Raw genomic sequence first — 15,995 nt, forward strand, 5'->3', positions numbered from 1 at the left:
GACTTATGTTTATTTTTTGGTTGAGAATAAGTGGGTTCCAAAATGTCGATTCCACTTACTCTACTACATTCCAATTTTCAAAGCTTCATTTCGATTCATGGAAAGGTGAGGAATCTGATTTGGATGTAAATTGACAAAGTACAATTAGTTGTTTTTAACAGATATTCGTAGCCACTTCTCACATTAGAATTAAACCAAAATTGCGTTTTTGTCAGTTTATAATGTAGAATCAGGTTTTAAGTAAAAAAAAAGAGCCTTCACTCTTTTGCAAAGACCCCTCTTTATGAAAGCGTTATTCTTTATGTTGCTTGATTTGAAGAACTTCTTTATCCCGCCTGATGCGGGACATCGCTGCGCTTCGTTTGCTAGATATACAGATTTGCTTGCAAGCAGTTCTGTGATTCAGCAATTCAACAATTCAGCAAATCAACAAATCTGCATTTTTATTTAATTTCCATTCACCTGAATCGTCGCTGTACCACATTTAGGTGTTGGGCAATCATTCGGAAGACCTCCAGCACACTGCACATTTCCGATCACATCTATAAACCCTTGACAAGTCGTTCCCGTTACTTGATCTGTAATAGTAATTCTAAATGTTGCACCTCCACCAGCAGTTCCCGGTCCTAATCTAAATAACTGCGGAATTCCATAAATCCCAGTAGAAGGAGTTATTGAAGTACCGCCATTTACAGAAACCGTATAATTTGTTAATAGACTATTTTGGTTTGTCACAAGTATTCTTGCTAAGATACGATTGTCCGTTATCTTAGAAAGTGTTCCATTATCATCGCATTCATTACTTATTAGCGAAATAGGATTAATGGCACAACATCCTGTAGGAGCATTAAATGTAGTGCTACAAGTAGTGCTACAATTATTGAAGTCTGTTACTGTAACTGTATAAGTTCCAGCACCAAGATTCATTCTAGTTGACCCCATAATACCTCCACCCCAATTATATGAAAATGGTGCAGTGCCATTAGATACATTTACGGTCACAGACCCATTGGTCGAATTACTACAAGTAGGTTCAGAATTTTGAGTAATTGTACAACTTGGAGGATTTAAGTTGGATGCCACCATTGCGGAACAAGTTGCCGTACAACCTGTAGTCGTGCTCGTCACCGTGACGGTATAGGTCGCATTGCTTAAACCTGTGATCGTCAGGTAGTGCCTCCATTGCTCCACAAATAGGTCACTCCTGTGGCGGTCACTGTGGCGGTCCCGTTTGGTGTGGCACAATTGCTGTTGTCCGTCTTTGCGCAGGTCACTGTAGGAGGTGTCACTGTGCTTCCAACTATGGCTTGGCAAGTATTGGTACAGCTTGTCGTAGTATTGGTTACTGTCACTGTATAGGTGCCCGCACTCAACCCGGTGATATTCGCTGTCGTTGCCCCCGTACTCCATAATATCTGATTAGCATTGGTGGTCACTATCGCAGAACCGTTCGGAGTAGCGCAATTGGTATTATCCATCGGAGTACATGTTGCTGTAGGCAAGGTTGTCGTCGTTGCTACTATAGCAGAGCACGTATTGGTACAACCTGTAGTCGTGCTCGTCACCGTGACGGTATAGGTCGCATTGCTTAAACCTGTGATCATCGAGGTAGTGCCTCCATTGCTCCACAAGTAGGCCACTCCAGTAGCCGTTGCTGTTGCTGTCCCGTTTGGTGTAGCACAGTTGCTGTTGTCCATCTTTGAGCAAGTCACTGTTGGATTTGTAGTAGTATTTGTTATCACAGCCTGACAAGTAGCTGTACAATTAGGTAGAAAATCATCTGTAACAGTAACTGTATAAGTTCCTGATAATTTGCCTGAGATGGATGAAGTCGTTTCACCACTGCTCCACAAATAGGTAATCGTACCTTGTCCTCCCGTTACGGTTATGCTTGCGCTGCCATTTATAGGGGTACAATTGGTTTGTGGCATAGGATTACAAGTTACCATTATATTGCATGAATTGCAAGTAATAGCAGGCGTCATCACTGTATAGTCCACAAAACAATTAGCGCGAAGAAAAACTCTTACTGTGTACTGTGTATTATGAACGAGATTAGGTATAGTTGCTGTTCCACCAACTATTTGAGTAGCTCCAGCAAAATTTGGACCAGTATATGTTGCACCCGTACTAAAACCATATCTTGTAACGAAAGTAGCTCCTGTAATATTAATACTTGCATTATTATTCGGTGTGCTTCCTGTACATGTGCCTTGGACAGGTGTAACTGTCGCAGCCGGCGTACCAGCACAGATGGTAAACATAGATGTTTGTGCAGTGCAACCTTTACCAGGACTTGCACCCAATGATAAAGCGAATGTTCCGCAACCTTCCCCTGTGATGGTAACACTATTGTCACATGGGTCAAAAGTCATACCTGTAAGCGTACCTTGTGGCACCCAGGATGATCCACAAACAACTCCGTCACAGTCATCAAAAGCTTCCACATTCAAAAAGTATTTAGCCCCTACGGTGGCACATACTCTCCTGTTAAAAGTTGACTGTAATGTAGGGCAGCACTCTTTTAATATCCCTATAGCTTTGGCTGCTGTAAAACCTCCTGGTCCTGAATTACCCGGCACACTTGCGCCTAGATAATTCAAATTAAGGTCAAAAGAAGACACACAATCATCATTATTAGATGCTGTGGACACATGAAGACAATTGCAAGTTTCGCTGTATGCTACTCCTGCCGCTAAATACCATCCTCCATCACCATCAGTACCATCATAGGCAGTGGCGGCCACAAACTCACCGTTGCTATTATACTTTAAAAGTCTTGCTGTTGCCTGATTAGACTGTCTTTCTACAATATATAGATTTCCTGCCATATCTGTAGTCATACCTCTCATGAAAGTATTAGGAACTGTCTCTTTTACTCCTACAGTTAGTGTACCATCTCCAGGACTTATCCACTCTGGGATACATACTCCGCTACCAAAATCTGCTGCGGTATATCTTAGCACTGCTGCTTTATTTTCTGTATTATTTCCTGTGCCTTTATATGCAGAATAAAAGTATCCAGTTCTTTTATCATAATAAAATCCCCAATCATTTCCCTCTCCTTCACAATTATCAATACCATTGATATAATTTCCAGTGCATAAATTAAATGCTCCTACATCAGACTGGCTATTTCTATTAATGTAAAGCGTATTTCCAATGGAAGCAAAATTCCATCCACCTTCACCTGAAATCACAAAATTAGATTCAGGAAAGATATTACCCTCACAATCCAATTTCCTTACATCACCACTACTCGTTTCGGCGATGTACAAAAATCCGTTAAGATCAAAAGCGATACCATGTGGCTCATCCAGGTCATCACCTGTGGTATTATTATCATACCATGCCAGTGGATTGGTAGGTGTGACCACACCACTTGCATTAACCTCTGTAAGACTGCCATCTGCATTAACAAGGTACTTATGCACTTTCCCTCCTCCTGACGGCTCATTGAGATAGATGTATTCTTGACAATTACAAACCCCTGCTGGCATACAACTTACAGGAGCAGTATAGTTTACGGTACCTATACAAGTATTATCTGCTGAAAATACTGCATTGATTGTTTTATTACCTCCATCAGATATTTGGCCAGTAATTGTATAGTTCAGTGGGCTAGTAAAAGGCGCATTGAATACTTGAGTGCCTCCTCCAATGATACTAACAGTAAGGGTACCGGTCGATGGGGGGTTGCTAAAAATGACTTGTCCTGATACCGAATATCTATTATTAGCTGGATTACACGTTCCAGGTGTAGCAGTTACATTGGTAATCATACAGATTGCTACCGCATTAAATTGCAAATCCAAATCCCCTAGACCTGCTGCCTTCCCAAAAACGGTTGGGTCGTCGGTAGGAAAGGCTTGTTGAGAATAGATGGTGTTATTCATCCATAATCCACCATTATCTTTGATCTCCCCTGTGGTTGCATCTATAAAGCCTACTGAACCTTGGTCACCTCCCGGTGACATAGGAATGAGTATTTCATTTTCGCCTGGTTTTATTGCTAAACTTCCTCCAAAATCCCAATTATCGTGGGCATAGTGATTCCTAAAAAAACTAATAGAATTATAACCAGCTGTTCCAGTAGGACATTGTCCACCACTCTCAATAGTCCAAGGCCCGCCAGCTGCACCACATGCCTTTAACATTTGACCTCCAAAACCATTATATTGTACAGCATCTTGTCCTCCACTTGGAAAGGTATACCCTGATATTACAGTTGACCAATCCTTAGAAATATTTCTAAGACCAATTATCATGTTATTTCCATCAAATTCAATATCTGCTATAACAGGACGTGGTAAGTCTCGTAACCATTGACCCCCACTTGTTGGATATGCTGAATTGGCAGGCAACCAATAATACCACTTCGATTCATTACTACCTGCATCTCCCCCCGAACACTGCCCATCATTCCATGTTGCACCTTGAAAACCAAAAGATAATACCGGAGTCAAATTATAAGTAGATGATGTAACATTAAATTCAAATACATGTGCTCCAAGATTTGGCGTTGTCAAACTGGAGCAATTGTTTGTATTATGTGTAGATGGCAATGAAACTGATTCTCCTGAACTAATGATCCCTACAAATACTTTGGTAGCTGTAACTTTCAACCCAAAAGGACGAAAATCTAAATTTTCATTACTAGTATATGTACTATTATATGTTGGCCCTCCTGTAATACCTGGTATAGGGTAAGTCCCCAAAATTGTTCCTGATGGTAATGCTATTTTATACAATGACCTATTGAACAAATTCATAGCCCACAGTGTATTGCCATCAGGCGAAACATCAATATCTCCCCAACCTACACGTCCTATATGATTAAAAGAAGCAGGGTCAGCATTCATACCACTACCATTGGAAGCTCTTGGTGTTGTCCCCGCAGCTGCGCCAATATCAAGCAATACCGTAACTGTAGATGGTCCACCACCAGATGTAGGCGGTGTAAGCGCGTATATAGCTCCTGCAGATCCAAATCCAGCAGGATTGCCTCCGTTTCCGGGTCCAAGCATGGCAAAAGATTTAACATATGCTGCTGCATAAGCTCTATTTTGTGTAGGTGAATATGCAATACCATATACAGAACCCACTTGACCTGCGTTAGCCCATATCTTATCATGTGTTGGCATAACATTGCCAGGTACTTCTACCCTTGTATTATATGGGTCTGATATAACTGCAGCTGCGGTGTTTTGTGGTGCAGTTCTGATATCTCCTCCTACAAAACAGGAGATAATAACATCAGGATTTGCAGGATAGGTTTGACCCATCAAAAAGGTGCATCCTGATAGAAAAATCATTAGAACTAAAATCTTTGCTTTCATGAGAATGAATATTTTTTATATTAATAAAACAATTAGAGCATCACGATACATGATGCAAGCTTATAGGTAAAATATCATTCTTTGTCAGATAGGTGGTTCAAAATTTAGACATCTTGCAAAAAAATGAAAATAAGTATCGCTCGATGTGCAAAATTCTGATGCAAATGTAAAATGCTAAATATTATAAATAATAATAATATAAATTAAGTACATTTTCATGTATATCATTTTTAATTAAATGATGATTAAATGCCGTTTAATAAAGTAAAACCATTTTAAATTCTAAATTTGCAGCAAAATAGTACTGATTAATGTTGAGATATAAAGGCTTTTTGATATTGATAATTATTCATCTTTGTGTGTTCAAAGCAAAAGGTATAGATACTTTTAAAGATAGGGCTGCTTCTCTGAAGGCTATCAATAAATTATACAAGGAAAATAGAGACTCTTTGGTGGTCCAGCTTGGCCTTGAATATCTTAAGAAATATCCCAATCAAGTTTCTGATTCCATATATTGTAAAATACAAAAGAAGATAGGTGACAGCTTCCAAAGATTAAAAGACTACCAACTAGCTCAAAAACATTTAAACACTGCGTTGACATGTTTTAAGGAAATACCCGATAGTATTGGTATGATGAACACTTTGTACAAACTAAGTTTAAACGCTTTTTATCAATCTCAATACAGGGAAGGTCTTGAACAATGTGATCAATTGCTTGCTATTGCAGATCCATGCAAAAATATACAATGGGTAGAAGCGATGAATTTCAAAGGTGTTATTTATAGAAATACTGGTTCATATCAGAAAGCTATCAAAACATACCAATTAGTTCTGCAATACATTGACAAAAGTCATGAATATTACAAAATGACGATCACAAATCTTGCAAGTGCTTTAGAAAACAACGGAGATTATCTTGACGCCATTAGTTACCTTAATATACTTTTAAAATTATCATTAGATGAGCAAAATATAACGGGTCAGGTATTAGCATATAATGGTATTGGGTATTGCTATTATGCTCTAGGTAATGATACTAAGGCATTAGAAATGTACCATAAGGCTTTTCATTTAGCTCCTAATGCAGAAAAACAAATAGAACTTTCCACCTTAAGGGAACGTATGGGCCTGTCGTATAAAAGACTAGGGAATATAAAAAAGGCTGAAGCACTATTTCAACAAAATTATAAAGAAGCAATACAAGAAAAAGATTCTAGCTCATTAGCTTATGCGCTGCTTCAACTTGGCGAAATGGATCATCAAAATGGTAAATATACTGAATCAGAAATAAAACTTTTCGAATCACTCCAGTTATTTGAACGTTTTGACATCAGGAGTGGTCATACCTTTGCATTACTTGAACTAGCAATATTATATCGCAAAAAAGGAGAAAATGCATTGTATCAAAAATATATAAAGGCGGCTTATCAGAAAAGTAAAACCCTTGATGATAAAATTTTAACACTTACGATATACAATGAATTGGCTAGTATTAAAGACAAAGTGCCTTTTTTAAAAATGGAAGATTATGAATCCATTAACAATATTTTGTTTGAAGAGTATTCCAATAAAAACAAGTTGACTACCCAGCTTTTGCAAATGCAAATGAAAGAAATACAATTAGAAAATTTAGTCAATCAACAAAAGCAACAAAAATTGATTGAAGATAAAAAAGACTTATTTACTAATCTAATAATCCTCGCTGTAGTATTAATATTGCTTTCGATGTTTTTCATTTATTATATATTTCAAAATAATAAAACTATCAAGTTATATAAACTTATAGAAGATCAGCATCAAAATATGAAATTGTATTACATGGCTTTATCTCATGATTTAAAACATCCATTACTGTCCATACAGAGCCAAATCAAACAATTAGAAACAACTAGCCAAAGTGAAGAAGAAAAGAATATTATCACAAAAAGAATCTTATCAGTACTTCATTTGAGCCAAAGATTGATCCATATTTTTGATCTAGAGTCGTCTGAATTACATTTTAGGAAAATCAATATTATAGAACTCATGGATGATATTTTAGATATGCTAGATCATGAATATCAAGGAATAAAGTCAATGGTACATGTTAAAAGCGAAACGCATACTTTTGTTGCAGATACTTTTTTAATGCGACAATTATTCAATAATCTATTGATCAATTCCTTGCAACACAATTCAAATAAGGAAAATTTGAAAATTTTGATACATCATTTCAATGAAAATGACATTCAATATCTTGAATATAGTGATAATGGAAAAGGAATTCAGAATGAGTTAATTGATCAGATTTTCCAACCAGGTTTCACTACTAAAAACACCAATAATAAATCTGTAGCTGGATTAGGAATGTTTATTATAAAAAAGATCATTGAAAAACATAATGGCTTGGTTAAGATTATACCCAATGCAAACTTTAATGGATTTAAAATAGTATTACAATTACCTATAAAAGCATAAAATTAAAACATTATAAATTCCTATATTTATTTATAGCTTGTACTTTTGAAGATACATTGAGTTTTGAATACAAACTTCTAATTCTTCCCCGCACACCATCTAACGTAATTCCAATTTTATCACTTATCTTATTGTAAGACCACCCTTCAGCCAAGAGATTTAACAATTCCATATCTTTTTTAGAAAGCTTTGCTTCTAGCTTTTTAGAATTTTCCCCTTTCGATAGATACTGAAGCAGTTTTGTAGCCATAATAGGAGATATTATAGCTCCTCCATTTCTGATGATATTAAAGTTTTGTATGAGTCTTTCAGTGTTAAAATCTTTAATGATATAGCCTCTAGCACCCAAATGAATGGCATCAATCAAATGATTATATTCTTCACTAATGGAATACATTATGATTTCTATTTTGGGAAAAGAAGCAATGATTTGTGGGATAAAATGAATACTTAATGAATTGGCTAAATATATGTCAAGAAATAAGTAAATTTTTTGATTTTCAAATACCTTTAGCCTTAGAAATTCTTCAATAGAATTTGTTGCAGACAAACAAACCACATTTTCTGCTTGTAAAGTAGCTTTCCTAAATGTATTTAAAACATTATCATCATCATCTATGATGGATACATTCATGGTAAAAAATTTGCTCATTGAATATAAATTTTGATGTAAATGTATGTCTTTCACACATAAACCAAAAATAGAAACATAATAAATAGCATTATCATGTACATTTAATTCTGCGAATTAAAATTTTAATTAAGTTGATTAAATAAAAATGAATTTGCTTCTATTGGTTCAAAATTAAATCCAAATTTATTGCACAAATGGATTCAAAAGATGTGTAAATTTGTTACCAAGTTATAATAGTTATTAAATTTTATGATGTTTAAGTATACACAATATGATTTCAAATTCTAGTCTTCATTACCAAATCCTTAAAGGAATAATTGAAGTTGGCTATGCACCAACAATAACTGAGCTTTCAATTATTTTCAATTCTGATTCTTACGAAATAATTAAAGCATTAAATGACTTACAAGATTATCATGGAGTTGTTTTGCACCCCAACGAACCAAAAATATGGGTTATTCACCCATTTTCGTTAGCACCTACAAATTTTTATGTTGAAACCCAAAACGGACAATGGTGGGGAAACTGTGCTTGGTGCTCCTTAGGTATTGCAGTCATTTTAAAAGAAGACGTCAAAATCACCACAAACATCGGTGCAGAAACCAAACAAGTGGAAATCAATATTGTAGACGGAGAAATAGTAGAAAATAATTATTTCATTCATTTTCCTATTCCCATGAAAAATGCTTGGGATAATGTAATTTATACTTGCAGCAATATGTTAATATTTGAAAACGAACAGCAAATAAAAGCATGGTCAAAAAAACATAACATACCTGAGGGAGACATTCAACCAATAGAAAAAATATGGGCATTTTCAAAAAATGGTACGGCAACCACTTAAACCCAGAATGGACTAAATGGACCGTGGAAGATGCCAAACGTATATTTAAAGAATATAATCTCGTTGGAAACATTTGGAACTTAGGAGACTCCAAAGATAGATTTTGATTTATGAGCTATAATTGAAATTAAACCTTAAACATCCAACCATAAACCTTAAACTTACCCTTAGTTTTCTTAATGAAAACCTATTGCTATCTAACGCTTCAGCTCAAAGCTCTTAATTTCCCTTAGTGACTCCTCTGTGCCTTATGACTAAAATTACTTATTCATAGTTTACTTTAGTGACCCTTTAATGCTTTGAGTGGATATGTTTCTTCAATTCCAATCGATCATAAAACTCATTGCTAGAGCAAGTTTCAGTCTGTTTTAAGCATGGTTTTCTACCCCATAGTGGATAGACTTGTCTACCCCATAGTGGGTAGATAAATGTAGCTTGTGCTTATTCCACACAACATCCACCTTACAAATAAAAATTAAATCTTACCGTATCGAATGCATGCCACTTTTTTTCAGAAAGATTAAACTCTGGAGAAGTTACAGTTAAACCATAGGTCAAACTAGAGTTTTTAAATCTCAAAGAAGTAAACAGCTTTGAATTAAATACTATTCTTTGCACTTCATTGGACTTTAATTCTCTAAATGAATTCGGGTCGTCATCAAAAGGATCATTTTCGAAAGTTTGGTAAATCCCTACACCTTCAAGCATAGTATTGTGTATCACATAATTCAAATTGGGCGTGCAGAAACATCTGATATCAACGCCAACACTAGAAATAATAATAACATCGTATGGCGCAGTCTCAATATTGTAATTTTATCTGCAGATCAGGAAATAGAAGTATCTATGGATGTTTCCAACCCATCAAAATTTGCATCTCAAATAGTTTTCCAAGATCTTACCAAATTTCCAACGAGACCATTTTTCAAAACAGGTCAGATCACTACAATACCAGACGAAGCATTGTTGAAAATTTGGGTTCGAGGAAAAGCAAAGCCAGTAGGTTTTAAGTTTGACGGTAAATCTATGTTAGTAAACAGTGTACTATCTTCACTTGACAATCTGATCATACCACCAAATTTTAAAGGTAAGCTCAAAATCAGATTTAAAAAGAACAAATACACCCCAAATAGCGAATTCCATTTTAGTGTAAAACAGTACCTATTTGGCCGCAATAGCAAAAAAAATATTGTAGGCGGTGTAGACTATACCATCCAAAATTTCATCACACAGTAATCACAGTTTAGGTATGTTGTCGTCTTTTGTGCGTCAGCATACCTTTTTTTACTTCAATTTTCCTAACCATAAGTCGGAGTCTGTTTTATGCCTAACATATACAACTTGTCATCCTTAATGGGTACCGAAATTCATTTCGGTAAAAAATATCCACCGTTGGCCGAAGCGTCTCCGCTACGATGCAGTATCACCAGTCATCCTGCCTGTACTCCGTTCCCGTTGTCCAAAGTCTCGGAATCGTGGACCCTTATCCAACGGTCTCCTGACCGCCGACAAGAATCCATTTTACTGGCCTTTTAATCTCCGATTGAAAGCAACAATTTTTGCTCTCTAACACTTCAGCCTAAATTTCTTAGTTCCCGTAGTGAAAACCTTTGTGCCATTAGTGGTAAAGTATCTTTAACGCTTCAGCGTCACAAGAGTGGTTAATCAAATAAACGATGTGGTCTCATGAAATACGTTGACAGCAAAAATGTGGAAAACTTTTCACAAATTTGCAAATATGAGTACAAAAGAACGAGAAAAGTATTCTCAGAGAGCTTTAAGAAGCAAAAAGTAGACTTAATAGAAAGTGGCAAAATGACCACTGGATCAGTTGCTGCCCAATTTGATGTGAGTTATGCGGCTGTTTACCAATGGGTCAAAAAGTATGGAAAGGTCAGTCCACCGGATAAGATAGTCATTGAGACGGACAGCGATTATCTGAAAGTTTTGGAATTGCAGAAAGAGAAGTCTAATCTTGAGCGGATCTTAGGCAAGCAACAGATCAGAATTGATTATTATGAGACACTTATCGAAATGGCCAAAGAGCATTACAAAGAGGATATTGAGAAAAAATTTTTAAAAAAGTAATCACCCGTCTTCATAGCAATAAAAAGTCGTACAGTATGCAATCAGTGTATAGAGAATTAGGGCTGAGCAGACAAGCCGTGCATCAGCAGTGGAGTCGGGATGATAGACAAACAATGCAATATGAGCAAATTATCCCCATAGTGAGGGAATGGAGGATCAAACATCCACGTATGGGAAGCCGTGCATTGTATTATAGTATAAAAAATGTTGGTGGCATTGACCTTGGACTGGGAGTCAATAGGTTTGAACAACTCATGAGTACTTCAGGTTTGACCATCAAGCCTGGTAGAACAAGAATAGTAAAGACAAGTGACGGAAAAGGTAAAGGCGATTATCCCAACCTGATCAATGGGCTCATATTGGATAATGTGAATCAACTCATTGCTGGTGATATTACGTATTATAATATTGATGGTCAGTGCAGTTACATATTCACGTTAAAGGATATTTATTCGCAAAGGGTACTAGGACTGATACCGTCTTTAACTATGGAAGCTTCCATCGCCATACAGTGCCTGGAACAAGTATTTATGTTGCGTAAAGATATAAATTTACAGGGATGTATCCATCATTCTGACAATGGCTCTCAATACAACTCAACAGCTTATAAAAAAATGTTGACAGATGCAGGGATGCTAATTAGCAGAGCTGAAAATTGTTTGGAAAATGGAAGTGCCGAAAATTTAAATTCCATTGTTAAAAATATGTACCTCAAACCTTGGAGTATACGCACCTTCAAAGAGCTAGAGCAAGCGTGCCAGGAATTGATTTATATCAATAATCACCAAAGAGCCATCGAACAATTAGGACAGCTAAGCCCTGTACAATTTGAACAATTAGTGGCAAAGTTGCATCCTGAAGAAAGACCTAAAAAAGTATTATATGATTTTGACAGCTAAGCGGGACATGGGGTTTTTAAGGCATGATTCCCTAAATTGGAATGTAGGTTATAAAAAGTCAAGGAGCATTTTAAATGTGCTCCTCGACCGAACCTTACGTTCCACTTTGAGTAATTATGATATTCCTTCCAAGGTTGCTCCCCAGCAGAGCCTTAGTCCGCTTCACATAATCGTCAAAACAAAGGTACAGTATTATTATTTATTTCTTAACTTTACGTTTTCCACATGTTGTTATAAGTTACAACATTGTTGTCAACGAAAATCATGAGAGCTCACGACTCAACTTTAAACATTCAACATTAAACCTTAAACTTTCAACCATAAACCTAAAACTTACCCTTAGTTTCCTTAATGAAAACCTTAGTGCTATCTAACGCTTCAGCGCAAAACTCTTAGCTCCCTTAGTGAAAGCTTTGTGTTCTTAGTGGTAAAGTATCCTGATAAATAAATTTTACTTTGTACGGCAGCTACTCAGAAACATTTTATCTTTTTCTATCCTTATTGAAACTTAATTTTTCATTTTGTAGTTAATGTACTTAAATAAATATTTCATCTAGCTTGAGAGTATTATTACAAGATATTGCTGAAATCCAAACAGGTGTATTTGCAAAACCAAATGTAGATGGTGATGTGGTATGCCTTCAGGCCAATGATTTTGATGAAAATGGAAACCATTTGGGATTTTGGACACCAACTATTTCTGGAGATAATCTCCACTCAAAACATTTTCTAAACCAAGGTGATGTCTTATTTGCAGCCAAGGGAAACAAAAATTTCGCAGCTGTTCGTAACCATAGTCTACCTTTAGCTGTAGCATCCACCTCTTTTTTTGTCATTCGGCTTTATAATACTGATATCTTGCCCGAATATTTAAAATGGTTCCTTAATCATCATGATACACTAAACATACTAAAATCCGAAGCCAAAGGAACTGCTATTCCTTCTATTTCCAAAAAGTCCTTAGAACAAATAGAAATACCATCCATTCCTTTACACAAACAAAACTTAATCCTAAAAATTGATCAATTAAGGATCAGTCAAAAAGTACTCTTGCAAAAAATCGCATCTTTGAGAGACCAATTAATTCAACGACAATTAAACAAAGCAATAAACAGTTAATATGACCAAAACAATCACACAAAAAGACATCAATGATGCCGTTTGGAAAGCTTGTGATACCTTCCGTGGTAGTATAGACCCTAGTATTTACAAGGATTATATACTCACCATGTTGTTTATCAAGTACCTGAGCGATGTCCACGATGACAAATTTGACGCTTATCTAGCCAAATATAATGGAGACCAGGAACGAGCCAAAAGAGCTATGCAACACGAACGTTTTGTGGTTCCTGAGCATAGCCATTTTAACTATCTCTACGAACATCGCAATGATTCCAATATTGGTGAGCTAATAGACATCGAACTCGAAGATCTCGAAGAAGCCAATAGAGAGAAGCTCTACAGCGATGATGGTGCAGGTATCTTCCAAAATATCAATTTTAATAGTTCTGTCTTAGGTGATACCAAAGATAAAAATACGAGACTCAAAAACCTCTTATTAGACTTCAACAAAGATGCACTCAACCTGCGTCCATCAAGATTGGCAGGCAATGATATCATAGGTGGAGCGTATGAATACCTCATATCCAATTTTGCTAGTGATGCCGGTAAAAAAGCTGGGGAATTTTTCACACCTGCAGAAGTTTCCACTTTACTCGCGAGATTAACAAAGTCAGCTCCAGGTTCACGAATATGTGACCCAACTTGTGGCTCAGGATCATTACTAATCAAAGCTGGCCAGGAAGTCGGTTCTGACAATTTTTCGCTTTATGGTCAGGAAGCCAATGGATCCACTTGGGCATTGGCAGTGATGAACATGTTTCTACATGGATTTGACAATGCTACTATCCGATGGGGAGACACCATCCGAAATCCGAAGCTCAAAGAAGGAGATGCGCTGATGAAGTTTGATACCGTAGTGGCCAATCCACCTTTCTCATTAGACAAATGGGGCAAGGTCGAAGATAAAGACGGTGACAAAACCACCATTTCTTACGATCCAGAGACAGACCAATATCAACGATTTTGGCGTGGAGTTCCTCCCAAAAGTAAAGGAGACTGGGCGTTTATCTCCCACATGATTGAGACCACCTACGAAGGCAAGGGCAAAGTAGGTGTAGTGGTCCCGCATGGTGTCCTATTCCGTGGGGCAAGTGAAGGCAAAATCAGACAAAAGACTATCGAAGAAAATATCCTGGAAGCTGTCATCGGACTTCCTGCCAATTTGTTTTTTGGCACAGGCATTCCAGCGGCCATCTTAATCTTTAATAAAGCGAAGGGCGATAATAAAAATGTTCTTTTTATCGACGCTAGCAAACACTTTGAAAACGCCAAAAACCAAAACAAACTTAGAGAATCAGACATAGCGCACATTGTAGATACCTATCGCAAATTTAATGAAGGAACTTTGGCACCAGGTGTCATAGAAGATAAATATAGCTACGTAGCCACGCATGATGAAATCGTCGAAAACGACTTTAATCTCAATATACCTCGATATGTAGACACCTTTGAAGAAGAAGCGGAAGTGGATATTGCTACAGTACAGACAGAAATCGAGCGCTTAGAAAGTGAACTTAAGGAAGTAGAATCCCAAATGAGTAGGTATTTACAAGAGTTAATAGACTAAGACCTTATGGCAAAAGAATTAAAAAAGGCAGCAGAAGGATTTAATGAGGTATTACTTTATACCACTCCAAATGGGAAAGTAAAGGTAGAGATCTATTTGCAAAACGAAACCATCTGGCTTACCCAACAGAAAATTGCAGAGCTTTTTGGGGTACAACGACCGGCGATCACAAAGCATTTGAAAAATATTTTCGAATCAGGGGAATTAAAAGAAGAAGTGGTTAGTTCCATTTTGGAACAGCCCACCCAACACGGTGCAATAGCGGATAAAATCCAAGTATCTAAAGTAAAATTTTATAATCTAGATGCCATCATTTCAGTAGGCTATCGTGTGAATAGTAGCCAAGCCACTGCTTTCAGAATATGGGCAACAGAAAGGCTAAAAGAATACATCATCAAAGGATTTACTATGGATGATGAACGGCTCAAAAACCCTAACAACATCTTTGGCAAAGATTATTTTGAAGAACAACTCGCACGCATACGTGACATACGTAGCAGTGAACGCAGGTTCTATCAAAAGATCACAGACATCTATGCACAATGCAGTGCCGACTATAGACCAGATGATGATATCACTAAAACCTTTTTCGCTACTGTACAAAACAAATTGCATTGGGCGATCACAGGACAGACAGCTGCAGAAATTGTATCATCCCGAGCAGACAGCACGAAAGAAAACATGGGTCTGACCCACTGGAAAAATGGTCCTGATGGCAAAATCAGAAAAACAGATGTAAGCATAGCCAAAAATTATCTGGATGAAAAAGAACTAGATGGGCTCAATCGTATAGTCTCCATGTATCTCGATTATGCAGAGTTACAAGCCAATAAAGGTGTCGTAATGAATATGAAAGATTGGATAGTGAAATTAGATGCATTTTTGCAGTTTAATGAGCAAGCCATATTACACAATGCAGGCAATGTAAGTCATGAAGTGGCCAAAGCACTCGCGGAAGGAGAATTTGAAAAATTCAGTAAAAACCAAGACATAATTTATGAGAGCGATTTTGATAAACTGGCAAAAAAGCTAACCAATTAAAT

General features: G+C 36.7%; 11 protein-coding genes and 1 pseudogene. 8 read left to right on the forward strand and 4 right to left on the reverse strand.

Features of this window, described 5'->3' with window-relative positions; translation table 11 throughout:
- Positions 1-447: 447 nt before the first annotated feature.
- Complete coding sequence (locus IPK35_17355) at positions 448-1,191, reverse strand: SprB repeat-containing protein (protein ID MBK8054982.1); 744 nt, start codon at positions 1,189-1,191, stop codon at positions 448-450.
- Positions 1,167-5,339 (reverse strand): hypothetical protein, encoded by a 4,173-nt coding sequence (locus IPK35_17360; protein ID MBK8054983.1) that lies wholly within the window; start codon positions 5,337-5,339, stop codon positions 1,167-1,169. Before IPK35_17360 ends, IPK35_17355 begins: the two co-directional genes overlap by 25 nt.
- Positions 5,340-5,650: 311 nt before the next feature.
- On the opposite strand from IPK35_17360, the gene IPK35_17365 reads away from it, so the two are divergent.
- The gene (locus IPK35_17365) at positions 5,651-7,798 is read left to right on the forward strand and encodes a tetratricopeptide repeat protein (GenBank protein MBK8054984.1); all 2,148 of its coding nucleotides are present in this window, start codon (positions 5,651-5,653) and stop codon (positions 7,796-7,798) included.
- A gap of 10 nt (positions 7,799-7,808) precedes the next feature.
- Here IPK35_17365 and IPK35_17370 read toward each other — a convergent pair whose 3' ends face one another.
- Entirely contained in the window at positions 7,809-8,450 is a 642-nt protein-coding gene (locus IPK35_17370; GenBank protein ID MBK8054985.1) for a response regulator transcription factor, read from the reverse strand.
- 253 nt (positions 8,451-8,703) lie between these two features.
- Between IPK35_17370 and IPK35_17375 the strand changes: the two are divergent.
- Positions 8,704-9,383, forward strand: a pseudogene (locus tag IPK35_17375) (alkylmercury lyase family protein).
- A gap of 355 nt (positions 9,384-9,738) precedes the next feature.
- On the opposite strand, the gene IPK35_17380 reads toward IPK35_17375, so the two are convergent.
- The gene (locus IPK35_17380) at positions 9,739-9,999 is read right to left on the reverse strand and encodes a hypothetical protein (GenBank protein ID MBK8054986.1); all 261 of its coding nucleotides are present in this window, start codon (positions 9,997-9,999) and stop codon (positions 9,739-9,741) included.
- Here IPK35_17380 and IPK35_17385 point away from each other — a divergent pair.
- The 6 genes from IPK35_17385 to IPK35_17410 all read left to right on the forward strand — a co-directional run bounded on the left by IPK35_17385 (position 9,991) and on the right by IPK35_17410 (position 15,993).
- Positions 9,991-10,512: a hypothetical protein gene (locus IPK35_17385; protein MBK8054987.1), complete on the forward strand. Its 522-nt coding sequence runs from the start codon at positions 9,991-9,993 to the stop codon at positions 10,510-10,512. The genes IPK35_17380 and IPK35_17385 overlap by 9 nt on opposite strands.
- A 450-nt stretch (positions 10,513-10,962) precedes the next feature.
- Positions 10,963-11,364, forward strand: a complete 402-nt coding sequence (locus IPK35_17390) for a transposase (protein MBK8054988.1) — start codon at positions 10,963-10,965, stop codon at positions 11,362-11,364.
- Between the two features lie 35 nt (positions 11,365-11,399).
- Positions 11,400-12,263, forward strand: a complete 864-nt coding sequence (locus IPK35_17395) for a DDE-type integrase/transposase/recombinase (protein ID MBK8054989.1) — start codon at positions 11,400-11,402, stop codon at positions 12,261-12,263.
- Positions 12,264-12,821: 558 nt separating this feature from the next.
- Positions 12,822-13,382, forward strand: a complete 561-nt coding sequence (locus IPK35_17400) for a restriction endonuclease subunit S (GenBank protein ID MBK8054990.1) — start codon at positions 12,822-12,824, stop codon at positions 13,380-13,382.
- A gap of 1 nt (position 13,383) precedes the next feature.
- Positions 13,384-14,952 carry a type I restriction-modification system subunit M gene (locus IPK35_17405; GenBank protein ID MBK8054991.1) on the forward strand — a complete coding sequence of 523 codons (1,569 nt, stop codon included), beginning with the start codon at positions 13,384-13,386 and terminating at the stop codon, positions 14,950-14,952.
- A gap of 6 nt (positions 14,953-14,958) precedes the next feature.
- The gene (locus tag IPK35_17410) at positions 14,959-15,993 is read left to right on the forward strand and encodes a virulence RhuM family protein (GenBank protein ID MBK8054992.1); all 1,035 of its coding nucleotides are present in this window, start codon (positions 14,959-14,961) and stop codon (positions 15,991-15,993) included.
- The last annotated feature ends 2 nt before the right edge of the window (positions 15,994-15,995 follow it).

The organism is Saprospiraceae bacterium (assembly GCA_016713025.1).
Classification (GTDB): domain Bacteria; phylum Bacteroidota; class Bacteroidia; order Chitinophagales; family Saprospiraceae; genus OLB9.

Excerpts from the sequence above, each read along its gene's own strand:
- IPK35_17360 (MBK8054983.1), bottom strand. The coding sequence starts at position 5,339 with ATGAAAGCAAAGATTTTAGTTCTAATGATTTTTCTATCAGGATGCACC.
- IPK35_17365 (MBK8054984.1), top strand. The coding sequence starts at position 5,651 with ATGTTGAGATATAAAGGCTTTTTGATATTGATAATTATTCATCTTTGT.
- IPK35_17370 (MBK8054985.1), bottom strand. The coding sequence starts at position 8,450 with ATGAGCAAATTTTTTACCATGAATGTATCCATCATAGATGATGATGAT.
- IPK35_17390 (MBK8054988.1), top strand. The coding sequence starts at position 10,963 with ATGAAATACGTTGACAGCAAAAATGTGGAAAACTTTTCACAAATTTGC.
- IPK35_17395 (MBK8054989.1), top strand. The coding sequence starts at position 11,400 with ATGCAATCAGTGTATAGAGAATTAGGGCTGAGCAGACAAGCCGTGCAT.
- IPK35_17405 (MBK8054991.1), top strand. The coding sequence starts at position 13,384 with ATGACCAAAACAATCACACAAAAAGACATCAATGATGCCGTTTGGAAA.
- IPK35_17410 (MBK8054992.1), top strand. The coding sequence starts at position 14,959 with ATGGCAAAAGAATTAAAAAAGGCAGCAGAAGGATTTAATGAGGTATTA.